The organism is Streptococcus parasanguinis, assembly GCF_047465465.1.
In the GTDB taxonomy this organism is placed as follows: domain Bacteria; phylum Bacillota; class Bacilli; order Lactobacillales; family Streptococcaceae; genus Streptococcus; species Streptococcus parasanguinis_AI.
This window is the reverse complement of sequence record NZ_JASGZU010000008.1, coordinates 1-24,653: the sequence shown is the minus strand read 5'-3', so window position 1 is coordinate 24,653 and position 24,653 is coordinate 1. Positions and strand designations below refer to the sequence as shown.

Here is a 24,653-nt window from a genome sequence, read left to right as displayed (position 1 = left end):
CATACTGGGTAATCATGAAGCCTGAGTTGAGTCCAGGGTGTTTAACCAAGAAGGATGGTAATTTACTAAGCTGGCTGTTGACCAAGCGTTCCACCCGACGTTCAGATACGTTTCCGATTTCAGAAAGCTTCAGAATTTACTTTTAATTTTATTATGTTTGACTTATTATTTTTTGTGGACACTCGTCCACTTTTTTTATATAATTAACTCAACCAATTTGGTTTAGTTTTTGTGATTTATACTGAAAGGAGGTGTCATTCTTTGAATGAAATGTATGCACGAATAAGTAAGTCTACAAAACATGTGTTATACCAGTATATGAAAGATCATGATATTTCAGTACTAAACTACAATTTCAATGACTTCTTTCAACATTGTATTCAGAAATACCAGATTCAGGTGATTAGTCACCATTTCTCAAATCATAAGATTGAAGGATTAACTGTTATTGATGAATTAGGTATTAGTTTTTCTTATGAAAAGGATAATCCAATTGTGAAAAAGAATTTTACTTTGTGTCATGAATTGGGGCATTTCATCCTTAAACATGAAGGTAACTATTTTGCTGAATCTATTGATAATCAGGAGAACCTACTAGAGCGAGAAGCGAATATTTTCTCTGCTGTTGTATTAATGCCTGACATTGTTTTGTTGTCGAAGATTTATTATAGTTGCGACACCTTTCAACACATTCAAAATAGCCTAGATGTTTCAAAACAGGCATTGTTCTTTCGCCTTTTAGACCTTCTTAGGGAATATTATCCTGGAAAAGAAAATACCATTAAGCAGGCGATCGATGCTTATATTGATGGACAAAATGCCACACTTCTCCTTTTGTTTCATAGCATAAAAGAACATATTATAAAGGAGTTTAACAACTACCAGACTTCTCTAATTAATAAGATAGAGCCAGCAGTGAGCAAAAGAGGTTTCGTTACTAGTCAAGAGTATCCAGAACTTCTAAATATAGAGAATTGGAAAACAATAAAGGCTTGCCGTGACAATTTAAAAGTATGGCTCATTTATGACAAAGGAAAATCTATAGCTTATGTTTGGGATAAAAATAAGTTAACAGACAAAGAGGCAAAACAAAAAGCTGAATTGAAATTACTATTAATGTGAGGAAAACGATGTACCAACCAGAAAAACTAAAGGCTCGCAGAAAAGAGCTAAAAATGACTCAAAAAGATATTGCAGATCAATTGGGTATTACCTACCAAGCCTATTCTGCATGGGAGCGTGGAGTAAAACAACCATCTAGAGAAAAAGTAAAGCTTTTGGAGCAGATTCTAAATGCTCCAAAAGGCTATTTTACAGAGCTTGAAATTGCCCGACTATATAATGTTTTATCAGATGAAGCTAAGGATCAAGCACTTAGTTATGTTAGAAACCTGGTTCAAAAAGAACAATGTAAGAATGTTGTTTCGGTGTCAGAAAAACTATACGAATACCATGTTTACGAAAAAATGTCAGCTGGTATCGGTTCATCGGTTTATAACGATCAGAACTATGATACTGTCTATTTTGATAAAGAACTAGCCCATGATTTTGCCTCATGGATATCTGGAGATTCAATGGAACCCAAATACAAAAATGGTTCGGTTGCTCTTATTCGTGAGACAGGATTTGATTACGATGGTGCAGTTTATGCTGTAGTCTGCAATAGCCAGACTTATATTAAACGAGTTTATCGAGAGGAGCATAGCTTAAGGCTGGTTTCTATCAATCAAAACTATAAAGATATTTTTCTTTCGTATGATGAAGATCCTAGAATTGTAGGAATTATTGTTGGTAATTTTGTACCAATGAAACTCTAACAACATTTTATTTACGTTGATTTTCTATTTCTGATGATTATGTAACAAAGAAAACTAAAAATTTATGTACAATTGACTAAACTAGAGCTAAACCATTGATACAACTGAATTAGAAGCATAAAGTACATTCTTTAAAAAGTGTACTTTATTTTTGTTTTGTACATTATTCTGGAGTGGTATTTTGTATATTTTATAGTTCATCATATTATCAAATCTAAGAAATTGATTTGTACATTTTTTTCAATGATAATCAAGGTATAATAAAGATAGGGATAAAAAGAAATCTTCCTAGAAAGGAGTATACTGTATCATATGTGACAGTATTATTAATGAATCATGAAAAAAATAATTACTATAGTACAGTGCATTTTGTTTCCCGTGTCTCCTTATATAGCTAGAGAACTATGCTTGATGAGTAAAAATCTAGTCGATAATATGTTCTTTACATTCTTTATCATGCTAACAATTTCTTTTTGGCTTGGTATTTGGAAGTTGGGAGATCTTGTGAGAAATCCAAAATAGAAAGTAAAAAGTTGTGCTAGAGATGAGATTTTTATTTATTTTAATTATTAATACACCTTATTTCTTTTATTTAAAATGGAAGGATAAGCCTAAACAAAAAAATAAGTCCTTTTGCTATCTTTATAAGTTTTACATGATTTACTTGTGGTTTATCCTCATAATTTCCATAATGGCTATCGGTATTTTTTTCCTTGGAGTACTAGCTGTTAGAGGCGAAAAACTTACGTCTGGTTTCTTTGTTTTATCTTTTTTAGGTGTAGTTCTATTTAGTGTCTATATTTTTAGTATTCTAAAAGAGATACAGGACTTAAAGCAAATAAAAGATAAAATAAATAGATAGACGTAATCTAGTTTGAATTGTCTTAATAAGGAAACTAGAAAAGTAAAATGAGGAAAAAATGATTATTTATTTCACTTTGATAACCTTATTCTTGTCTTCTTTCAAGGAATAATATAAATTACATAAAATGTTGACACAAGTAAAATTTAATAGTATAATACAAGATGTATAGAAAACGCTTTCAAGGAAGCGGGGCTTTATTTTGAAATAAGGTGTGAGGAGGGGATTCCGATGTTTTAGAAGATATTGCATTAAAGTAATTTTTATTTAAAAAGGAGTTCAATATGGCTGGAAAAATTAAAAAATTATTTGTTATTTCATTCCTAGTAGGTGGACTATTAGTTTCGGGAACAGCTTTTGCAGCATCTGTTGCTGGTGGTACTTGGCATTACGGTGTTGGATATACTGGAACTTATGGTTATTCTAATTATTATCACCCACGTCGGAGCCATACTGCTAGTGTTAAAGAAGGCAAACTAGTAAATACTCAACGTCAAGGAGCTGGTTTATGGGCGAAAACATCTATTGATAAAATTCCACCTACTGGTTTAGAATACTTTTATGGTTTTTAACAAAGAGTCTTCTAGTATTTGTACTAGAAGACTTTCTACTTTTAGAAGGAGTTGTGTATGGGTAGAATAGTGAAGACTTGTTGTGTGTTGATTACCATTTGTTTTAGTTTAATCATTGTTAATATTTTTCGAACAAATGAAATAAACCGTATCAACAATATAGAAGATGGGTTGTATACTGTTGAATTTTATTTAACAGATCAAAGGCAAACTCCTGCTGAACTAATGGATTATTTTTCTCAGTTATCAAAGAAATATAAGGTATCTATTGTTAAAACAGATAACAATGGATCAGAGGTTATAAAGTCTGCTTTGATTTATGAATCAACTTTTCCATCAGAGAATTTTGGAATCGACAAATTAGAATTTTCATCTAATCCTTCTGGGATATACTCCAATAAAGATATCAAAAATAAACTCGGTGATATAAAGACTTTTCTAAATGCAAAACCAATATCACTTCAATTATTGTCACACTATTTTTCTGATCAAACTCATTCTATAAATGGGAAGTATACGGTGGTATCTACTTATGAGTTTGATAATGACCGGCTCATTTCAGATATAAGTTCCCATTTTGGTATTAGTAAACAGGATCTTTTGAATGAAAAATTTGGATCGAAAGTTGATTACGTTAATCAAGTATTTCTTGTTACAGTAGCAGTATTTATTATTTCAATGCTCATGTTGCTTCTTAGTGCTACTTATCAACCGCTAACACAATTAAAGAAAATTGGCGTAAAGAAACTAATTGGCTTTTCCAATATAAGTATTTTTTTTGAATATACTATTCCCAATGTTCTTCTTATTTTATTTTCCGCTATCATATTTGATGTGATCTGTTTCCTTTCTGTTAGCATCTATCCACAATATTTATTTATGAGTTTAATCTGGGGACAGCTTTTTCTATTATTTGCGTATCTGATATCAAGTCTACTTGTTTATAGTGTTGTTCAGAGAGTTACGGTACCCAAAATGTTAAAGTCTTTTTCTGGCTTTAAGTTCGCAATGTTCTTGAATTATTTCTTTAAAGGAGTAGTGACTGTATTTGTAGTGTTTAGTTTTATAACTATTTCTCAAACATTAATTGATATGAATGAACAAATGAAATATCAGGAACAATGGGATAGAAATGGTAGTAATTTTATAACCATTGAAAATTATTCTCCAAGTGATAAATTGTGGCAAGATATGCAGTCTGATCAGTCTAAAGCTAATGATTATTTTACGACTTTATATCATAGTTTAGAAAAAGAAACAAGTGCTCAATATATAAAGAGCGAGTATATAAACGTTTATGAATCTTATAATATTAAGGGGTTTGATAATGTAGAAATACTATATGTAAATTACAATTATTTAAAAGACCATGGTTTACCATTTAAAAAATCCGACAGTAAGAAACTCTTTTTAGTCCCAGAAAGTTATAAAAAGGCTAACATAACAAAACTTGTGAAACATATTTATCGTTCACAATTAAGTTATGATCAGCAGACAAGCATAGATTTAAATAAACTTCCGATTGAAATTATTTATTATAAAAATCAGGTTGATTTATTTCCGTATAATGAAAATATATCCCAAAATTTCACACAACCAATTTTTTCAATAGTGAGTGACGATTTATTATTTGAAGAAGCAGCGTATCTTACAAATACTGGAATCAGTAATCCATTGAAGATTCCAAAATCAAAAGAGAATTTCCAAATTGCGAACAGAATTGCTACGACTAACGACGAGGATACTAAAATTAAATTTTCAACATTGCACGATATTCAGCAAAATAAGGTCGATTCTTTAAGAGCAGGTAGAAATAATTTTTTATTCGTGCTATTCATTTTAATACTAATAAGTATTGCAATTTCTTATTTTATGATTTTAATTGGTTTTATTTGTCGTCATCAGTATCAAAATACTATGAAATTCTTAGGATGGAAGTTAGTTGATCGATATGCCACATTTTTAGTAACAATTGGAATGATGCACATCATTTCGTTAATGATACTTATTTTTAGTAAGGTAACATGGGCTATCTTGTTAAGCTATACAATTTATGTCTGTTTAGATTTACTACTAGTGCTATTTCTAGCCTATAATCATGAACGAAAAAAATTATCTGAACAATTGAAAAGAGGAGAAATATGATATCAATTATTAATTTATATAAAAAAATAGGAAGTAAGGAAATATTTAATAATTTTTCTTTAAATATATCTGAAGGTGAATTTGTGGCACTTGTTGGACCAAGTGGTAGTGGGAAGACGACATTGCTTAACATTATAGGCTTAATTGATGATCAATATTCTGGCGCTTATTCCTTTGAGGGAAATGAAAACATAAAGATAAATTCTAGAAAGTCACAAAAGATAATAAGAGAAAAGATTAGTTACCTATTTCAAAATTTTGCATTAGTTGATAATGAGACAGTAAGGTATAATTTATTGTTAGCTTTAAAATATGTTGATTGTAATAAGAAAGAAAAAATACGTAAAATCAAAACCGTATTAGCTAAGCTTGGCCTAGAAGAAAAGCTAGATTCAAAAATTTCGGAATTATCAGGAGGTGAACAACAACGAGTAGCTGTAGCACGAGTCCTTTTAAAACCGTCTTCTTTAGTACTCGCAGATGAACCAACTGGGTCGCTTGATAAAACAAATAGAGATAATATCATACATTTATTAAAGCAAATGAATCAAGATGGAAAAACTATAGTTATAGTGACACATGATTTGGAGGTTGCGAATGAATGTGATCGTATTATTAATCTCAAAATTTAAAGTTAAGTGTAGAATGTAGAAATAGTTTTTCCTCCAATTATTAAGTCAAGTGTAACAAAGTTGTTTGAGTTCGATCAAACAGCTTTTTTAGGTGGTTAAGAAATTCGTAAGGAAGCAAATGATTCAATCCGAAAATAAGTGGACCTCCATATACTTAGACCAAAGAATTAAAGTGACAATCTTGGAAAAGATTAATGATTGTATTAAACAGTATACAACGGATAGTACTATTTAGTGGTTTAGAACCGAACTTGTATTTATTTCGGTTTGTCAAATATGAATTCTAAATTTTAAGAAGGGGAATGAGTTACTAAAATTTGGAAAAAGTCCCAAAACTTTTATCAAGCAGATGTGAACCCAATTCGTACAGCAACGACTAGAGCAAAAGCTGTTCAAGTTTCTGGTAATATCTATTACTGGGAAACAGACGAACCTGGAGCTTTTGATGCCCTTCTTCCAGGTATTGCTGGACTTGGGGGAGCCACTGCCAAGGTAAAAGCCGGTTTCATTTTGGAAGAGGGCCATTATACACCAATTGTATTTGTAACAGGTCTCAATGAAAAGTTTGATTACAGCAAATACAATGATTTCCGTGTTTCACTCACAAAATAAAGACATATTCAACGCCCTTAAAATTGATAACACCCCAAAAGTTAGATTTCCATCTATACTTTCAGGGTGTTTTCTTATAACCTAATATACATAAGAAGTCAAAACTTCATCGCTCTATTTCTACTTATTATATTGTTGAAGTGCTTTATTATATGCTTTACTGCCTTTTTGGTAATATTCATGTTCTATTCCAGATATATCGACTGTAATGGTGCCATCCTTAACTTTATATTTTACTTTTGAATCAGCTCTACCTTCTCCTGATAAAAGGAAGGTGTTACTTTCTTGATCAATTGTAAAACTATCAGCTTCTCTAATCTATAAGATAGAGCGATCTGTGATCAAAAAAAGTTTTGTGACTAGTCAAGAGTATCCTGAACTTTTAAACCAAGAGAATTGGAAAACAATTAAGACTTGCTGTGACAATCTAAAAGTATGGCTCATCTATGATAAAGGAAAATCTATAGCTTATGTTTGGGATAAAAATAAGCTAACAGACAAAGAGGCAAAACAAAAAGCTGAATTGAAGTTACTATTAATGTGAGGAAAACGATGTATCAACCAGAAAAACTAAAAGCTCGTAGAAAAGAGCTGAAAAAGACTCAAAAAGATATTGCTGATCAGTTGGGAGTCAGCTATCAAGCCTATTCCGCATGGGAACGTGGAGTAAAACAACCATCTAGAGAAAAAGTGCAACAACTAGAGCAGATTCTAAATGTACCAAAAGGTTTTTTTACAGAGATCGAAATCGTCCGACTATATAATACTTTATCAGATGAAGGTAAGAATAATGCACTTAATTATGTCAGAAACCTAGTTCAAAAAGAAGCTTATAAGAACGTTGTTTCAATATCAGCAAAACTATACGAATATCATGTTTACGAAAAAATGTCTGCTGGTATCGGTTCAACGGTTTATAATGATCAGGATTATAATACTGTTTATTTTGATAAAGAACTAGCTCAAAAAAATGAAGCACCTATTCCAAACCTATTGGCTCGAGAATTTGACCAAGAAAAGCCACTTGAAGCAATTGTAACAGATTTGACCTACGTCCGTGTTGGAAATCGTTGGGCTTATGTTTGTTTGATCATTGATCTCTTTAACCGCGAAATTATTGGACTGTCAGTTGGGTGGCACAAGACTGCAGAGCTCGTCAAACAAGCCAATCAAAGCATTCCTTACGCGCTTACCAATGTCAAGCTGTTCCATTCTGACCGTGGTAAGGAGTTTGATAACCAGCTGATTGATGAGATGCGGCATCGCTCGGTCTCTAAGTCAAGCAGCTTGTCCCTATGACAACGCCGTGTCTGAAAGTACTTACCGTGCCTTCAAACTCGAGTTTGTCAACCAAGAAACCTTCCATTCGCTGAAAGAACTAACCTTTAAAACAAAGGACTACGTTTACTGGTGGAATCATCACCGCATTCACAGCAGTCTGAACTACCAAACCCCAATCGCTAAGCGAATCAGCGCTTTAAAAAAACACTTTATAAATTTTGTATAGAAAAGTGTTGCCTTTTCATATCTCATTTTTTTACTTAAAGCCTTGACAGACTTGACAAATGGTAGAAAAGAGCCTAAAAAGGCAGAGTCCTGATAAGTTCTACCTTAAATTTCGTTATGAAACAAGTTTATTTCTTTCTAACGTCCTCAAGAACCTCATCGCCTTTCAACTCAAAGACTCTGTGATTCTATTATTTGTAAAACTTCTTTCATATTTTCAACTTTCCATTGCGCTTTGTCATTAAAAAATGGTAATCGGCTATCATAATAACCAATAGTTGCAATTCCTGCGCTAGTTGAAGATTCAATTCCAGAGTATGAATCTTCAATTGCAATACATTGTTCTGCTTGCAATTCTAACTTATGTAGCGTTGTTAAATAGATAGACGGATTTGGCTTACTTTCTACAAAATTCTCTCCGCTAACGATGACATCAAAATATTTTTTTATGTCACACCTTTCTAAAACTTCATTAATATGCTCATATTTTGATGATGATGCTACAGCTAATTTGATTCCGTTTTTCAATGCATAGTCAATAATTTTTAGAATTTCTTTTCTAAAAAGTAAAGAATAATCAATTTTTTCATATCTCTCATCACTAAAAGAAGCATATTCTTTTTCTATAGTTTTTATATCATATTGTTTCCCAATAAATTGCTGTAAAAGCCTATAAAGATTAAAATATGATTTACCAACTAATACCAATAGCTCAGAATCTTCGTAACTAGATTTTGGATTAAGGTGTTTGATAAAATCTTTCTGTATTAGAAAATCTTGGTACTCTGTATCAACTATAACTCCATCCATATCGAAGATTATACCTTTCAAATTCATAAATCCTCCTTTAAAATCAAAATCTATCATATATAATACCCGTGTTGCTAGTTGATAAAAAATCCTAAATTATAGACCAAAATAGCCCGTTCGATCTCTAATTGCAAACCTGCTAAAGAGCGAGCAAGCGGATGTTCAATGTTAAACAATGCATTTAGGACAGAGATCCGAGTTTCGATGGTCCTTCGGATTGTCAGGATAGCAGGATTGTTGTGCTCAGCTGCTCCTTTCATATTTTTACAAATCGGCGTCAAAAAGTCTATTCCCTTGGCTTCCAATCGTTTTTTCAGTTCCTTACCCAAGTAGTCCAAATCCGCTAAAACAGGAGTATAGGGGATGGCATCCAGCAACTCTTCTGCCACCTGAATATCATGGACCGAGACAGGCGTAACCAAGTAATCCAAAATATAGCCCGACTCTGTCACCGCCAGATGAATTTTAAAACCATAGAACCACATGTTTTTGGAAGCGCAGTAGCCGATGTTGGCCACCTCATTCAAGACCTTGGCCTGATGATTTCTAACCGGCTGACACAAGAGGACTGGAAAGCTGTCGATAATGACTAATTCATCAAAATCCAGCTGATTGAAATAGAGGCAAATCAGCTGAAGCAGGGGCATCAGATAATGAACACGGCGATAGAAGCGGCTTCTCTCCAATCCCTGAATCCGAAGAAATTTCGGATAAATTGATAAAACTTTCGCTGTGACTTCATCCCAATTTCTGCCTGAAATTGCATCAAGGTTAAAACAGAAACATTCGAAACCTTGCATTGCTCTACATTCTTGCGGTGGATCAACTCATCAGGAGCGACTTTTTGATATAAGTCACGGCAGACTTTACGAAGCTGCGGCATACTGAGTTGAAGGTGATGGCGATTCGGTGTATAATGGAAAATGTCCATTTGGTTTACCTCCCTGCTATTTTTCTTCACTTGCAGTGTACACCAAATGGGCTTTTTTGTTAAGTCAAATCAACTATCAGCAGGAGTATATAATATCTAATGGATTCTTAGATATTATATCAGGAGAAATAGTAAATTTTCTTGTTTTATACCAATTGACACCAACAGCTAGTACATTTGCTTTTTTGGCTGAGATAATATCTGCATCTGAATCACCAAAGAATATCGCATCTGAGGGAGTTGCATTATAATGGTCAAGTATCTTCAAAATTCCTTCACTATCAGGTTTAGAATTAGCAACATCATCATCAGATACAATGTAATTAAAATATTTTTCTAATTCTAATTTCTTCATACTTATTTGTATACTTTTTCGCCCCTTACCAGTAAAAACAGCAAGTCTTTTTCCTTTGTAATTTAATTTTTTTAATAGCAAAGTAATATTTTCAAATACTTTATTTTGAACAATAAAATGATCGTGTAAATTTTCATAAAGAATGTAAAATAATTCGACTGCTTCATCAGCATATTTTTCTTCTACATGGCTCCTTATAATATCTTCCTCACTACCTCCAAATAATGATTCAATATCCGAATCACTCATTTTGATATTTTTATATTTTTCAAACACTATCCTGAAGCAACTAAAACAAAGAGGGAGTGATTCAATAATAGTATTATCAAAATCAAAAATAAATATTTCTTTTTTGTCAATCATCTTAGTCCTCTATAATAGTTTATATAATCAAGATATTCTTGTTCAATGTTATAAGGAAGGGAGTTATAATTGAAATAACTTAACTCCAGCGTTTCTTCTGAACTTACATTCAATTCTCCCGTATAATTAATCGCTTTGTATAGAGAGGTAACTACATAGATTTCATCTTTGTTTTGCAGAACAAAATGATAATCCTGCCCTGAAAAAGTATGAATTAACTTCAATTCTTCAATTGTTAATCCGGTCTCCTCAAATACTTCCCTAATTGCCGTTTGTTCAAGTGTCTCTCCTACTTCCAATAATCCACCTGGCAATCCCCATGTTCCTGAAGACCGTTTTTGAAGCAACACTTGATCTAGTTCATTTTCAATAATAACATTTGAACCTACTAGAATAAGTAAGTCATTACCTATCTTTTTTCGAATTGTTGACACGTAATTTTCTGTTGGTGTGTTAAGCATCTTGTATCACCCGTTTCTTTATCTCTTCAGCATTGATATGAATGTTTCTTAAAATATTAACTATCATTTCGATATCTGCATACGTTAGAAATGGATGCATAGGTAAACAAATTATATTTTTGGAAATATTTTCAGTATTTTCTAAAACAAGATCATTGTATTCAGAATAACAATCCATTTTATGTATAGGAGGAGAAAAATAATTTCTTGTTGGAATACCCTCTCTATTCAAACTCTGAACAACTGTATCTCTATCTAACCCAAATGACCTTGCATGCACTACTATGCATAAATCTTTATATGTACTAATTTGGTTATCCGGTATTTTTTGCAACGATACTCCTTCAATTTCAGATAATAACTGTCTATAATAATTGCCAATCTTTTTACGCTCCGATAGATTTTTGTCAATTATACTCAATGACATTAGACCAGTTATAGCTGCCAACTCACTAAGTCTAGCATTAACACCAATCTCAGTACAATTATAATCTCCCGGATTTCCATATTCTCTTAAAAGTCTAATTTTGCTATCAATTTCTTTATTTTTACTTACGACAATTCCCCCTTCACCTGTAACTAGAGTTTTTGTAGGAGAGGTACTATATACTGAGATATCACCAAAGTTTCCCAAATGTGTTTTGTCAATGGTACTACCAAATGCGTGAGCAGCATCATAGATAAGTTTAAGATTATGGGTTTTAGATACCCTTTCTAATTCATATACTTCTGCTCCAACTCCGAATATGTGCACAGCAATAATTGCTTTTGTTTTAGGAGTGATATATTTTTCAATGTTATTTGTTTCGATTGTAAATGTTTCAGAGTTGCAATCTACAAAAACAGGAATAGCTCCAACCTTTTTAATTGCATGAACAGTTGCACAAAATGTAAAACTAGGGACAAGGACTTCATCACCACTTTTTATTCCCAATGCTTCTAATGCTAAAATTAATCCTATAGTCCCAGAAGAGACAGCAGTTACATAGGGAGCTCCTAAATAACTGCTCACCTCAGACTCATACTTTTCTAAAAATCTCCCTTTTGAGAGCATCCCAGTTTTAAAAACTTCGTTAAAGTATGACTCATATTTTGATTCTGAATAAGTAGGAAACATAGGTTTTATAAATTTTAATTGACTTGAAAACGCTGGTTTCCCACCTAATATTGCTAATTGTTTCATATTCTAACTCCTTAATTCAAATATTCCTTAGTAGCAACTTTTACGTTGCTATATATATCGCAGAATGGATTATTAATTAACCCTGATTTCATGCTATTTGCAATTTCTTCTACTCCAACTTCAATAGACTTCTGTGATGAAAAACCCAACTGCTCTATTTTATCAAAAGAAACACTATAGCTTCGATTATCTTCCTTTAAACCATCTAAGTTAACTTTAGTATTTCCAGTAGCTTTTGAAATTATGCTAGCTACTTCAGTAAGATTATAATTTTCAGAATTATTACCAACATTAAATACTTCTATACCGTTATCTGTATATTTATTTTTACATCTTTCTTCAAAAAGCAAATTGATAGCTCTGGCCACATCTCCACAATGAATAAATGGTCTCTCTTGCTGACCGCCGTAAACATTTATAACTCCGTTATTTAATGCAGAGGCAGTCATTACATTTACAGCTAAGTCAAATCGCATCCTCCTCGATAAACCAAAAACGGTACAAAATCGCAATATGATAATATTCAACTTATCCTTATAATTTAATAAATCTTTCTCTGAAAGTAGCTTTAGCTCTGCATAATAATCAACAGGATTGGGAATACTATGTTCATCAAACTTATCTTTACCAAAACCATAGACACTACAGCTTGAGGCAAAAATAAAATTTTTCACCCCCTTTTTGACTGCACATTCTACTAGATTTCTTGTTCCACGAACGTTAATATCGTAAGCGATATCTTTGTCAACAACACATGAAGGCTCTCCAACTAGACTTGCCAAATGAATAATTGTATCAATTTGATTTAGGGATTTCAAAATGTCCTCTTTGATTCGAATGTCCCCCTTAACTAATTTAAAACGTTCTGAATATAAAAACTCAGATAGTGAATCAAAACCAAATATACCGCTGTCTAAAACAACAACCTTATTTTCTTGATTATTTAGCAATTCTTCAACTAATCTTGAACCAATATAGCCACAACCGCCTGTCACCAAAATATTACTCATGAATCATTCTCCTTTTTCCATATTGTCTTGTTAATATAACAATCATTCCGAAAGCAACATCATAAGAAACCAAAACTTCATCGCTCTATTTCTACTTATTATATTGTTGAGGTGCTTTATTATATGCTTTACTGCCTTTTTGGTAATATTCATGTTCTATTCCAGATATATCGACTGTAATGGTGCCATCCTTAACTTTATATTTTACTGTTGAATCACTTCTACCTTCTCCTGATAAAAGGAAGGTGTTACTTTCTTGATCAATTGTAAAACTATCAGCTTCTCCGTGTTTTATTGAACCTCTATTCCCTTTTATAGTAAATGCCAATTCATTTCTTTCACTTGATATCCAATAGTATTCGCCATCCAGAGATTGTTGCTTATTTTTAGTGCAAGCAATTAGCGTAATTATTGATAATGACAACAATAATATGCTAACAAATTTTCTCATGTTTCTCGCCTCCTTTTATAATATTACTATACCAAAATAATGTTGCAAAACTGTATCAATGTCTGTTATAATGGAAATTTCAAATAATGTCCATTATAACAGACATTAGTAAATTTTAGAAAAAGATCTATATTTGGCTATAGTTTTACTAAATCTCTACGACTATAGATTAAAAATGTATACACTTCTATACAAATAATAGAAAAGGACTCAGCCCTGTGCAATACAGAACTAAATCCTTTGCTTAATTAATTGTCTAACTTTTTGGGGTCAGTACAATCTGGTTGCTAGGGCTTTATTATGCTATATCTTACTAGGGATGATGATCTTTTTCAGGATTGCTCATAATCTTTGTAAATATTTCTTTATATTTATATTTCAGATATTTTTCGTGTAGAATGAACAAAGCTACGTAAACAATCATAAAAACAATAGATAAATACAGTATATCAAATGTACTATGTCCAAAATAAGTTGCGGACTCATAAGATCCAATAGCTCCTAAAACCAACCAAGGAATATACTTGTAATACTTAGTTACCATAACACAGTCCCCCCTTTAATTAAACTAATGAGAATATCTAAAACTAAAAGTCATACCTGTACTTGTAGGATTATAAGGATCTAAGGTTATCAAAAGATCAATTCCCCAACCTCTTGCAGCAGCATATTCATATGATTCAGCGTTTACGATATAGAGTTTTTCAATTAAAGAGCCATATCTTGGAATTAATTTTACTAAACTACCAATTGTTCGAAATTGTCGTGCACATTCTTTAACTTCCGAAGGACTTAAATGTCTATAAACATTAGTTACGAGAGCTCGAAACATAGATCTTGACTGTTCTTCATTAATTTCTTTTTGTACTTGTGTAATGATTTCCTTAGATATTGTTTCTTTTTCATAGTTTGACAGAGACGTTCTGTCTAATAATTCTTGTAATGTATATTGCTTACCTTCTTCTAATCTTAATTTGGAGATTTCTTGTTGCAAAATCTCAATCGGAGGAGCTGACTGTTCTTCAGACAGTACAGTACTTAAGGGAGAGAACGAAGAAAAAATTAACAATAAGGTACAACTACCTTTAATAATTATTTTATGATATCACCTTCCTTTTGTTTTTTTACTTAATAATATGCTTCTATAAAAATAGGCAATTTCTCGAAGTGCTATATTCTTAAACTAACTTCTACCGCCAATAAACGTGGAAGTCAATTTGTCAAAACAATGCTATTAAAAAATAAAAGGGAAAACTTTTTGTTAAATAAGGTTATCATTACTATTAACCACATATAGTTTTTAGCCAACCAACTATATGTGGTCTAAGTAATGGGATTAAGAATAGACCTAAAATAAATATTAGAAACATTTTTTTGAAGCTTCTTTTGTTCATCTATGGACAGATTCCCGAAAAGTATATTTCTAATTTTTCTAAGTACGTCTAGACGTTTTAAAACTCATGTTGTGATTGAATTACGTTCAATACTTCTTGCATACTTCCAGCCTTCCAATTTGCCTTAGCATTAAATAAAGGCAATGGGTAATCGTAATATCCAATAGTATCAATACCAGCACTAGTTGATACCTGTATCCCTGAGTACGAATCTTCAATAGCAATTGTCATCCGAAACAATATAATCAAAATAATTCTTCAAATCCAGTTTTTCAAGACTTATTTCTATACTTTTTCTTCCTTTCTCTGTGAAAATCGCAAATTTTTCCCACTTTTTCTCAATGATTTCAATACTGAAACAACATCTTTCCAGAACTTCAATAATTTCTTTTTATGTTAATTCATTATTTAACTAAATCTTTGGAGGTAATACGTTTTCAAAGCTACTTTTTTACCATAGATTTTGAGCCTTCAACACATATTACTAAGCCAAAAATGCTCTAAATTTTTGAAATTCTAACAAATTACACCCTTGTACATTAGAATCACTTCTTTCTAATTAAAAATTAGATAAAACAGAAATACCATATAGTTAATTAGTATTTTCATCATTTAATCAACTAATCAGCCTTCCCAACATCAAGACCATTGGACTCCTTTTGTGATTGCACTCGAATCTCCAATTGTTTATTCTTCTGAATAAACTGTTGGTAAGGAATTGTATTACTAAACATAAAAACACCTAGTAATGCAAATGTAACTAATTTTTTAATTCCACGTTTTTTTCTCATGCAATGAAACCCCTTTCTTTTTCCTTATTTTTATTCTAACACATATATATTATTTATGCAATTATTTTTATTGCGCTTTGAACTTTTTTTTTTTTTTATTACCATAAAGAATTATTTATTCCTTTAACTTGCTATTTTGAACTAAAAATTTTATAATGAAATTAAGCAAATAGGAAGGTTTATTATCTTTAATGAATACACTCGCAGAGAAATTCAGATTAAAAAGAAAAGAGCTAGGACTCTCCCAACAAACTCTTGCAGAAGGAATTTGTGAACAAAGCCAGATTAGTAAAATTGAGAGAGGGCATTTCATTCCCTCCGCAGACCTTTTGTTCAAACTCTCACAACGACTTGAAGTACCATTAGATTATTTTTTTAATGAACAAATTGAAATTAAATCTAACCTCTCTAATTTCAAGCAATTATCTGCTCGACTATTAGATGACAGAAATTATGAAGATTTGGAATATATTTATAGAATAGAGATCGAACGAAGTACTTTTCTAACACTAGAAGACCGAACTTACCTTGAATGGATTAAAGCTATTATTGACTTCTATCAATATGACAGTAAGTGTGAGGCTATTTCTTCATTGGAAAATATATTATTAAAAGTCTCCTCAAATACTCTGATTTATTTAAAGGTATTGAATACTCTATCTAACTTCTATTCCTTAGTGGGTCGTGAACAAGAATATGAGGCAAACTACTCTCATTTAATGGAGTTATATCAGACAAAAAATTTTGAGCATCAAGAGTTTTTATTTGGCTACATCAGAGTTCGTTATAACTACGCTCACTACCTAGTGTCAAAGGAAAAATATAACGAAGCTATCCAAGAAGCTCTTGAGACGATTGAACTCTGTAAACAAAGACAGACAAGCTACCAACTGGCTCCCCTACTTATTCTTGTAGGAAATGCTGGAGCCAAATTTCTAGACAAAGAACAAGTCAAAAATTATTATATAGAAGCAAGAGAGTTATGTAAGATTTATAACAATCCTTTAATGTTGATGAAGATAGAAAATTATTTGAAGGAATTAGATACTGTATAGTTAATCTTGACATTATAGTTTTTCTGAAACGTTAAATAACCTGTAAGGCTGATAGTGATATTAATACTATCAGCCTTATAATTTTTTCATGGTATCTCAAATAACTATACTGATTTTGTTTCCCGTTCTAATTTGGTAACATTTTGATTTCTTGTATTATCAAGTATATTGATAAAATTCTCTAATCTCCTAACCTTATATTCGTAATCATCTATCCATTTAGTCATAAATCTTTGATTTTCTTAGGAATGATATTAGGATAGCAAGGATAATTTAGAAAAATTATCACATAAATTGATATAATACTTAGTATAGAACAACTTATTAAGAGGTTAATTATGTCTAAATCATCTAAACAAATCGAAGAAGACGCTATTGACTATTTAAAACTGACACTAAAAAAATCTAAACATATTAACAGAGAAATTTCTAAAGGGGATAGAGAACCTATCTGGGATGGTCATATCTATTTTTATCATTTCAAAAACATACTTTTTTAATACTAAATTTTATAATATAATAGATACAATGACTTTTAAAACACTTCTTCCCTATCTGAACTGCACCCCAAAAGTTAGACAGAAAAAATCTAACTTTTGGGGTGTTTTATAATGAAATTAACTTATGAAGATAAAGTTCAAATATATGAATTGAGAAAGCAAGGAGAGAGCTTTAGACAGCTTTCAAATCAATTTGGGATAATGTACTGACCCTAAAAAGTTAGACAGAAAAAATCTAACTTTTGGCGTACTTTTATTATAAAATTAACTTATGAAGATAATGTTTAAATATATGAATTGAGAAAGCAAGGAGAGAGCTTTAGACGTCTTTCTAATTAATTTGGGATAAACATTTCTAATCTTCAGTACATGATTAAATTGATCGATCGTTATGGAATAGAAATCGCAAAAAAGTAAAGAATCGTTATTATTTTCCTAAATTAAAATAAGAAATTATTGATAAAGTTCTCCTGGAAGATTGTTCATAAAAAAGTGTATCTTTGGCTAGAGAAAATCACAAAATCTAAATAAAACAGAAGACACAAAATATTTATAATATGTAAAAGGTAGTTCAAAAATATAGAACTACCTTTTGTTGATAATAATGAAATTAGATACTTGTTCTTTTGAAATTAGTAGAGTAAAAATTTCTAGAGGGGAATCATCAAACTGCTTTGATTTAGCTATGGTTATTTTACTTTTGTGGCCGAGAACAAATGGAAGATATGGGATTACACAGAGTGAGTATTTCTTTTTGTTTTGATTGAGATACATGAGTATAGATCTGAGTTACAGAAATAGAGCTATGTCCAAGTATTTGCTGTATATAACGAATATCTACATTTTTATCCAGTAGCATTGTAGCAAAGCTGTGTCTGAACATATGTGGCGTGATAGTTAAAGATAAGTTGTTTTTCTTAACTAGCTTCTTTAAAATTAGACGTACGCTTTGTTCTGACAGTGCTTTAAGAGGATGAGCTCAAGTAAATGTTGCACTTATTCTTGCAATTTATCATGTACTCATAAAATTAGCCCTTCGTCACTTATCAATTCCTCCCAGTTCTCTCAACCGTTCCTGTCCCAACTTCAACATCTCTTTTTCCACCTTATTCCATTTTCCAAATAGGCATTCGTGTAGGACTACTGCTGCTGATGTGTCGTCTACTTGCGAATCATAAACACACGATTGATCTCTTCGGTAAATTTGAACTTGATTAAAAATCTTGTCATTTTCTAACTCTCGTAAGTTATCAACTAAATGTTCTACAATTCCATCATGGTGCTCTTTGGGAGTCGCTCTCGCTTGACTTGGGTCTATTGCATGGAGCTCCTCATAACGTATCAAGGTACTGAGATAGGACAATTCTGGCTTGGTCGCAATTACTGCAAGTGAGACTTGATATCCTTTAGTTATCAATAATTGTGCCGTTTTTCGAGGAACTTCTGTTGTTCTCAAGGTGCCCTCGATTAACAAATGATAACCTTGTTTACTCAACTCATCTACAAGATATTCAACCATTTGTCCCGCGAATACTTTGGTATAATCCACACTATCTTTGCCATACTTTTCCTGTAGGCCAAGGTAGTTCGGATGAAAAGAGCGATAACTATCTCCATCAATGATAATGATATTACCTTGAAATTCCCTTTGTTTAATACGATGAATCGTTGTTTTCCCAGCACCACTCTGTCCACCGAGCAAGATAGCCTTGGGCTGAGATGAGGTTGTTTTTCCACGAGTTAAAGAACGAACGAGTCGTCTGGATGCTCGTTCAAAATCATCTTGACTAAATTCTTCTAGTTTCATTAAGCCACCACCAGATGAGTAGCTTGTTCTAGCATACGTTCAATGCCATCCAAATAGCCATTATATCGCTCTAAATCCTCAAAAGTTGCAACAAGATAAATCCTCGTGTTAATCAAATCAGACAAATCATCGCTCATTAGAACCCAAGGATTCAAAGTATCATCAAATGCAATTCCTTGGTCATCTTGAAAACGATAAAGTTGCGCTAAGATATTCGCCCCTCGTTCTTTAATCACTTCAATTTTCAGAGTTAATTGATAATCTTCTACTGGTGTGAGCATTTTTTCCTCCCCTACGATATCGATATACGAAACATTAAATTTCTTGCAGATACGATCTATTAATTCTGTCGAAATTCGACTTGTCCCATTTTCATAACGACTCAGACTATTTCGAGAGATACCGACAATCTTTGCAAACTCAGGCTGAGTTAGGTTATGTGCCTTGCGTAACGTTTTAATATTTTCTCCGATCATGAGGGTCCTCCTTAAATTATTCCTATTATAGCACAAAAAGAAAAAACGCACCAATTTTGGTGCATTTTCAAATCTGGTAGATGAATCTTTAATTTAACCAACTGATCTCAGTATGTTAAAACTAATCCAAATATATAATTTTATCAAAAAGAGATCTTATATTTTCATCTAGATGATGGCTTACAAAAATAACAGTTTTTTCTGTCATTGAGAATAGATGTTTTTCAATTTGATACCGTCTTTCTTTATCAATCGCATCAGTTGCCTCATCAATAATTAAAATTGGTTTTTCTTCAAGGTAAGCTCTAGCTAGACTAATTCGTTGCTTCTGTCCACTAGAAATATCTTGGCTAATTTCCGATAAAGTAGTTTCCAATCCATGACTCAATCCATTAATCCAGTCTCTTAAATAAAATAATTCCAATGCTTTTTCGATTTTTGAATCTTCTATTTCTCGGCCTAATGTCAAATTAAATAAAATGGATTCGTTAAAAATATGATCTTCCAAACTAACATAAGAAATATTTTCATGAAGATCCTTGAAATTCATATTTTTTGAATCGATATTGTCATAGAAGATGTGGCCTTTCGAAATTGGAATTTCACCATTAATAGCCTTTAATATAGTTGATTTTCCTGAACCAGATGATCCTGATATTGCATACTTCTTATTTTTTTCAATTTTAACATTTAAATTATCTAAGACAATCTTACCGTCACGTTCAATAGTTACCGATTGAAATTCTACTTTATCTATAAATTTCTTCCAAGTTTGTTTATTAACATTACTTTCATTAATATTTTGGTCACCTTCCAATTCAAATTTTTCAAATATTTTGTTTACAGTTTTAAACTCAGCGTAATTTGCCGTTAAGCCTGTTAAGCCAGCAAAGATAATTGATGAAAAATATTGAGAAGAAGATACAGCACCAATCGGAATTAATCGGTTAAAATATAAGACCCCTGCGTGGGTCAACATGGCAATTTGACTCACAAAACTAGTCCCATTTTGAACAGACATAAGCCCACCAAAGGTTTTTGAATATGAAACTCTGGACTTCGAATATTTTTTTGAATAAGATAAAATTTTTACCATTAAAAATTGAAGTTGATTAGCATTGGATAACATTCGAAATCCACTTAAAGAATCATCAATTGCTTTAACTAATTCTTCATTCTTCTCAGTAAAGTAAACAGCTTTATTCTCCATTTTCTTTGTAAATATTTTAGGGAGATTTACCATCAAAAGGAAGAATATCAAAATTGTAAACAATAATGAATAATGGAAACTAAAAAAGGCAATAATTGCAAAAATGATATTTAATGCTTGACTAATCATTAATTCAAGTGTTTCAAAGCCAAGATCTCGAATAGTATTAAGATCATTTGTCAGCCATGAGGTATAGGCGCTAACACTTTTTGAGCCAAAACGTATCACACCCTTACTTTCAATACTTTTTACAATATCTTTACGTATTTCGGTACACATTTCTTGTATGGCTTTTTCACTTGCTTTTGAGTTTTGATATATTTGCAATACCCATATTAAATTTACAGCTAAAATCGCTCCACTTAAATACAAAAATCTCTGTAAATCAAAATTTACAATTGTAGAAATTGCTTTTGCACTCAATATACCATTTAAGTAAACACATAATGAATTAATAAAAATCCAAAACAACCATATAGAATTGCTTCGTTTGCATCTAATTAAATAAGTTTTTAATGTCATATTCCAGCCTCATTTAAAAATCCCAAATGTTTCTTCACCAATTATTATCTTATTTTTAAGTGCAACATAAGATAATAAGGTTCCTATTTTGTCACTTAATACTCCTCAAACACTATATTCATTAAGTATTTTGTTATTAAAATAATTTCTTTCCAGTAATCTACAATACCCTTTGAATATCTTTTGTTAAATACTTATCATCGCACGAATAGAGCAAGTCAGCTAACCCGTGACAAAAACAAATCCTTCTTGGTCTCCTCCCTTTTGTATTATTGCATTTTATTTTAGCACTTCATGCATAACAAATCAATACATAATATAATTATTTTGTATTAATTTTTAATTATATACTTTTTTGTATTTTAAAACGATGTTCTTTAAAAACATCGTTACATATTATTCCGTCAATTTTAAAATATACTGCTCTACTTTTAGCATCATAGGAATATTCTCATCAAGTTTGTACAAAAAACAGGCAACTTCATAATTTTCTAATGTGTTATCTTTTGATGAAATACTTTTGCTTATATTTCCCATTAATACATATAAATCTGCTAATAGATAGGTAGTTCTATAATCTTTACATTGCTTAATTGTAGTAGAAATTCTAGAAATTGCTTGTTCAGTATCTTTTTGGAGCCATAAATACCGGCATACGTTATAGTTAAATTTGATTGACAATTCTAGTTCTTCTATCGTATTTAAACTCAATTGGTTAACTCTTTCCTCTATTCGATCTCTAATTTTATTAAATCGTTCTATACTCCCAACTTCATAATAAAAATTAAATAATGTATTAGAGAATTGAAGATAGTTCAGATCAGATGTACTTAGTTGCTCAAGTACTCCCTCTAATTTTTGAACTGCCTCGTCTTTCTTTCCATAAAAATAAAAATCAACAAGTGTTTTTATCCACTCCATATAAAGTTTATCAGATAAAGATAAACGATGAGTTTTAATATTTTCTAATTCAAGTATATATTTTAAAGACTCATAATTCCGATTCATAATAAAAATACGTGCTATTTTTTTAAATTCTGTTAGCTCGTCTATTTTCTGTTCAACATGTTCTTCAAAAAAATAATCCATACTGACTTTTAGTTTGCGTGATAAAGCATACAAGAAGTCCGCCCCTGGAGTATATTCTCCACTCTCTAACCGACTAATTTGACCTTGTTTGCAAATCCCTTCAGCCAATTCTTTTTGTGACATTTTTAATTCTTTTCTTCTATTTTTTAATCTTGTTGCTAATAATGTACCCACGTTTGGATATTCCTTTTCTAATTGATTTTGACTTCAATATTAATTGTAATATGTTTAAATTAAAAATTCAAATATATGTTCAGAAAGATACAAATTTTATATAAATGTTAGTCGATGTTCCATTTTAGAAATCTATATCTCCCAATAAAATGAAATTCGATTTGGTATAAATAAGAATTCTTCGAAGGATCTAGTTCGCAAGATGATATCAGTGTGATTTTATATTTGGTTGGTATCTTAATTCATTTATTGATGTTATTTTTTCCTGATAAATTTCAAGAATAAGGCAGAATTCATAATCAAGTACAATATGTCATATTCGAAAAAAATATTGATAGAAATTGAAAAGCATCTGAACAGTTATACAAATCAACTGTTCGGATGCCATTTACATTTATTTTATCAAATTTTAAATATCATTTACGGTTTCTGTAAATAAGCATACTAACCGACAAAATTATAGTAAGTAGAGCACTCATCAATAATATTATTTTACTTTTAGTAAATATATCTACAACTTGTAAAACAGAGACCAAACTAACGAAGAAAAGTATAATTTCCATAACTCTATTCTTCTGTGACTCATTAAATTGATTTCTATCCTTTAACAAATCGTATTCCTCCTGCTTAATTTTTTCTATATATTCATCATGCTTGAAATAAGAACTTTCTTTTAAATGATTAAATAAATCAAAAATAGCAATATGATTTATTCGATAGATATATAGAAAAGATCGTTTATAACCGTGAACCCACTCGTTAAATTTTATTAGTTGTTTATCATTTGAAAGTTGGAATTTTTCCAGCCCATCCATAATAGTCTCATCTAGACACACTAACTGAAAGAATGGAGTGGCTGAAGATAAAAAGAAACTGGCTTGTCTGAAAAAATTTGATTCAAATTTGTCAGAATCATCCTCACTCCATACTATATAATTTGCTCCTTTATTTATATAATTAATACTACCTAAATTATAATAGTTGGTTAAATAGTTTTTTGATTTAATTTCTGAAGATACATTGTTAACACTATAGGGAGCATTTATCATCCATGTATACAGTTTTTTATTTTTAAAAAAATCCATTTTATTCATCTGCTTCATATTTGTAACAAAATGTAAATAAAATATACTCTCAGTTAACTTCAATCCTCCGTTTATGGAGGAAAGTTCTTTTTTTATATACTTCAATATATCATCAAGTTGATGTTTAGTATTTAAAGAATACTCTCTATCACTCTTTTCAAAATCAGGAAATATTTGCCATCTCATCATTGTAATCGGATGAAAAAAGTCAAATCTATAGAATGATGATCTTAAATCTTCAAATAATTCTATGACTATTGATCCGTTTTGAAAAACAGTGAGTGTCACAAAGAAAAAATGTAATTCTTCCTCACTATCCACTTCTATTAAAGGAGCAAAAATAAATTTAACAAATTGATTAGATTTAGAACTAAAAAGACAATTTTGTTTTCCTTTTTCTAATCTTGCAAAATATAAGTCTAAATAATAATTAGTTTTCTCATCCACTTTGTTTTTTAAATGTTGCAACTCTTTGGGAATTTTCCATGGCTTATATTTCTTTTTTAAAAGAGTATTATTTTTTGTACCTATTAGTGTCATAATCGTAGCCGGATGATTTTCAAATTTTTTAGTAATTATCTCTATTAGTTTATTGTTGTCTATCTTATATAAATCTGTGCTCAACATATAGAAAGAGGTGATTTTCACTTCTTCTATTTTTTTTGAAATCTCAGGAATTTTTTCAAAAGCAGTATTCTCTTTTATCTTCTGCATATTTTCTACCTTTTATTATCTTATTTCATTAATTATATCAAAATATAATTCAATAAAATGATAATCAAATAAAAAGTTATGTAATGTACTCAAACTAATTTTTAGAAGTTTAGAAAGATTCATTCT

22 protein-coding genes and 8 pseudogenes are annotated in these 24,653 nt (G+C 31.0%); 13 read left to right on the top strand and 17 right to left on the bottom strand.

Annotated features, from left to right (window positions below; genetic code table 11):
- Positions 1-133 (bottom strand): annotated as a pseudogene (locus QM351_RS10150) (aromatic amino acid lyase); the annotation flags it as partial.
- Positions 134-261: 128 nt separating this feature from the next.
- Between QM351_RS10150 and QM351_RS10145 the strand changes: the two are divergent.
- From QM351_RS10145 to QM351_RS10105, 9 genes and pseudogenes are all read left to right on the top strand, one after another.
- Positions 262-1,122, top strand: a complete 861-nt coding sequence (locus tag QM351_RS10145) for an ImmA/IrrE family metallo-endopeptidase (protein ID WP_414327289.1) — start codon at positions 262-264, stop codon at positions 1,120-1,122.
- An 8-nt stretch (positions 1,123-1,130) separates the two neighbouring features.
- On the top strand, positions 1,131-1,817 hold the full coding sequence (locus QM351_RS10140; RefSeq protein ID WP_414327288.1) for an XRE family transcriptional regulator: 687 nt from the start codon (positions 1,131-1,133) through the stop codon (positions 1,815-1,817).
- A 1,146-nt stretch (positions 1,818-2,963) separates the two neighbouring features.
- Positions 2,964-3,251 (top strand): lactococcin 972 family bacteriocin, encoded by a 288-nt coding sequence (locus QM351_RS10135; RefSeq protein ID WP_223357304.1) that lies wholly within the window; start codon positions 2,964-2,966, stop codon positions 3,249-3,251.
- 57 nt (positions 3,252-3,308) lie between these two features.
- Positions 3,309-5,396 carry a hypothetical protein gene (locus QM351_RS10130; protein WP_414327287.1) on the top strand — a complete coding sequence of 696 codons (2,088 nt, stop codon included), beginning with the start codon at positions 3,309-3,311 and terminating at the stop codon, positions 5,394-5,396.
- Positions 5,393-6,028 carry an ABC transporter ATP-binding protein gene (locus QM351_RS10125; RefSeq protein ID WP_414327286.1) on the top strand — a complete coding sequence of 212 codons (636 nt, stop codon included), beginning with the start codon at positions 5,393-5,395 and terminating at the stop codon, positions 6,026-6,028. The genes QM351_RS10130 and QM351_RS10125 overlap by 4 nt, the downstream gene beginning before the upstream one ends.
- Positions 6,029-6,361: 333 nt before the next feature.
- Positions 6,362-6,640 (top strand): annotated as a pseudogene (locus tag QM351_RS10120) (hypothetical protein); the annotation flags it as partial.
- A gap of 307 nt (positions 6,641-6,947) precedes the next feature.
- Positions 6,948-7,184 (top strand): annotated as a pseudogene (locus tag QM351_RS10115) (hypothetical protein); the annotation flags it as partial.
- A gap of 8 nt (positions 7,185-7,192) precedes the next feature.
- Positions 7,193-7,354, top strand: a pseudogene (locus tag QM351_RS10110) (helix-turn-helix transcriptional regulator); the annotation flags it as partial.
- Between the two features lie 249 nt (positions 7,355-7,603).
- Positions 7,604-8,147: pseudogene (locus QM351_RS10105) on the top strand (integrase core domain-containing protein); the annotation flags it as partial.
- Between the two features lie 170 nt (positions 8,148-8,317).
- Here the strand turns inward: QM351_RS10105 and QM351_RS10100 are convergent.
- From QM351_RS10100 to QM351_RS10070, 7 genes and pseudogenes are all read right to left on the bottom strand, one after another.
- The gene (locus QM351_RS10100; RefSeq protein WP_003005418.1) at positions 8,318-8,983 is read right to left on the bottom strand and encodes an HAD family hydrolase; all 666 of its coding nucleotides are present in this window, start codon (positions 8,981-8,983) and stop codon (positions 8,318-8,320) included.
- A 47-nt stretch (positions 8,984-9,030) separates the two neighbouring features.
- Positions 9,031-9,887: pseudogene (locus tag QM351_RS10095) on the bottom strand (IS982 family transposase).
- 76 nt (positions 9,888-9,963) lie between these two features.
- A complete protein-coding gene (locus QM351_RS10090; RefSeq protein WP_003005641.1) occupies positions 9,964-10,605 on the bottom strand; it encodes an HAD family hydrolase in 642 nt (213 codons plus the stop codon).
- Complete coding sequence (locus QM351_RS10085) at positions 10,602-11,066, bottom strand: NUDIX hydrolase (RefSeq protein WP_049514452.1); 465 nt, start codon at positions 11,064-11,066, stop codon at positions 10,602-10,604. The genes QM351_RS10090 and QM351_RS10085 overlap by 4 nt, the downstream gene beginning before the upstream one ends.
- Positions 11,059-12,249 (bottom strand): DegT/DnrJ/EryC1/StrS family aminotransferase, encoded by a 1,191-nt coding sequence (locus QM351_RS10080; RefSeq protein WP_371585342.1) that lies wholly within the window; start codon positions 12,247-12,249, stop codon positions 11,059-11,061. The genes QM351_RS10085 and QM351_RS10080 overlap by 8 nt, the downstream gene beginning before the upstream one ends.
- An 11-nt stretch (positions 12,250-12,260) precedes the next feature.
- The gene (locus tag QM351_RS10075; protein ID WP_003005029.1) at positions 12,261-13,259 is read right to left on the bottom strand and encodes an NAD-dependent epimerase/dehydratase family protein; all 999 of its coding nucleotides are present in this window, start codon (positions 13,257-13,259) and stop codon (positions 12,261-12,263) included.
- A 91-nt stretch (positions 13,260-13,350) separates the two neighbouring features.
- A complete protein-coding gene (locus QM351_RS10070; protein ID WP_414327285.1) occupies positions 13,351-13,710 on the bottom strand; it encodes a hypothetical protein in 360 nt (119 codons plus the stop codon).
- 179 nt (positions 13,711-13,889) lie between these two features.
- Between QM351_RS10070 and QM351_RS10065 the strand changes: the two genes are divergently transcribed.
- Complete coding sequence (locus QM351_RS10065) at positions 13,890-13,958, top strand: hypothetical protein (RefSeq protein ID WP_367998130.1); 69 nt, start codon at positions 13,890-13,892, stop codon at positions 13,956-13,958.
- Between the two features lie 65 nt (positions 13,959-14,023).
- Here the strand turns inward: QM351_RS10065 and QM351_RS10060 are convergent, their stop codons facing one another.
- From QM351_RS10060 to QM351_RS10050, 3 genes are all read right to left on the bottom strand, one after another.
- Entirely contained in the window at positions 14,024-14,254 is a 231-nt protein-coding gene (locus tag QM351_RS10060) for a hypothetical protein (protein WP_070594655.1), read from the bottom strand.
- Positions 14,255-14,278: 24 nt separating this feature from the next.
- Positions 14,279-14,779, bottom strand: coding sequence for a hypothetical protein (locus QM351_RS10055; protein ID WP_414323033.1), 501 nt, complete (start codon positions 14,777-14,779; stop codon positions 14,279-14,281).
- Positions 14,780-15,724: 945 nt separating this feature from the next.
- Positions 15,725-15,895: a PhrA family quorum-sensing system peptide gene (locus QM351_RS10050; RefSeq protein WP_001227861.1), complete on the bottom strand. Its 171-nt coding sequence runs from the start codon at positions 15,893-15,895 to the stop codon at positions 15,725-15,727.
- Positions 15,896-16,086: 191 nt separating this feature from the next.
- Between QM351_RS10050 and QM351_RS10045 the strand changes: the two genes are divergently transcribed.
- From QM351_RS10045 to QM351_RS10035, 3 genes and pseudogenes are all read left to right on the top strand, one after another.
- A complete protein-coding gene (locus QM351_RS10045; RefSeq protein ID WP_254743080.1) occupies positions 16,087-16,950 on the top strand; it encodes a helix-turn-helix domain-containing protein in 864 nt (287 codons plus the stop codon).
- 338 nt (positions 16,951-17,288) lie between these two features.
- Complete coding sequence (locus QM351_RS10040; protein ID WP_414327284.1) at positions 17,289-17,450, top strand: hypothetical protein; 162 nt, start codon at positions 17,289-17,291, stop codon at positions 17,448-17,450.
- Between the two features lie 288 nt (positions 17,451-17,738).
- Positions 17,739-17,896, top strand: a pseudogene (locus QM351_RS10035) (IS3 family transposase); the annotation flags it as partial.
- A 248-nt stretch (positions 17,897-18,144) separates the two neighbouring features.
- Here the strand turns inward: QM351_RS10035 and QM351_RS10030 are convergent.
- From QM351_RS10030 to QM351_RS10005, 6 genes and pseudogenes are all read right to left on the bottom strand, one after another.
- A pseudogene (locus QM351_RS10030) lies at positions 18,145-18,426 on the bottom strand (tyrosine-type recombinase/integrase); the annotation flags it as partial.
- 63 nt (positions 18,427-18,489) lie between these two features.
- Complete coding sequence (gene pezT, locus QM351_RS10025; RefSeq protein WP_414327283.1) at positions 18,490-19,257, bottom strand: type II toxin-antitoxin system toxin PezT; 768 nt, start codon at positions 19,255-19,257, stop codon at positions 18,490-18,492.
- A complete protein-coding gene (gene pezA / locus QM351_RS10020; RefSeq protein ID WP_414327282.1) occupies positions 19,257-19,733 on the bottom strand; it encodes a type II toxin-antitoxin system antitoxin PezA in 477 nt (158 codons plus the stop codon). Before pezA ends, pezT begins: the two co-directional genes overlap by 1 nt.
- Before the next feature lie 121 nt (positions 19,734-19,854).
- Positions 19,855-21,465 (bottom strand): ATP-binding cassette domain-containing protein, encoded by a 1,611-nt coding sequence (locus QM351_RS10015; protein ID WP_414327281.1) that lies wholly within the window; start codon positions 21,463-21,465, stop codon positions 19,855-19,857.
- 396 nt (positions 21,466-21,861) lie between these two features.
- Positions 21,862-22,728 carry a helix-turn-helix domain-containing protein gene (locus QM351_RS10010; RefSeq protein ID WP_414327280.1) on the bottom strand — a complete coding sequence of 289 codons (867 nt, stop codon included), beginning with the start codon at positions 22,726-22,728 and terminating at the stop codon, positions 21,862-21,864.
- Positions 22,729-23,144: 416 nt separating this feature from the next.
- On the bottom strand, positions 23,145-24,527 hold the full coding sequence (locus QM351_RS10005) for a hypothetical protein (RefSeq protein ID WP_414327279.1): 1,383 nt from the start codon (positions 24,525-24,527) through the stop codon (positions 23,145-23,147).
- Positions 24,528-24,653: the final 126 nt, after the last annotated feature.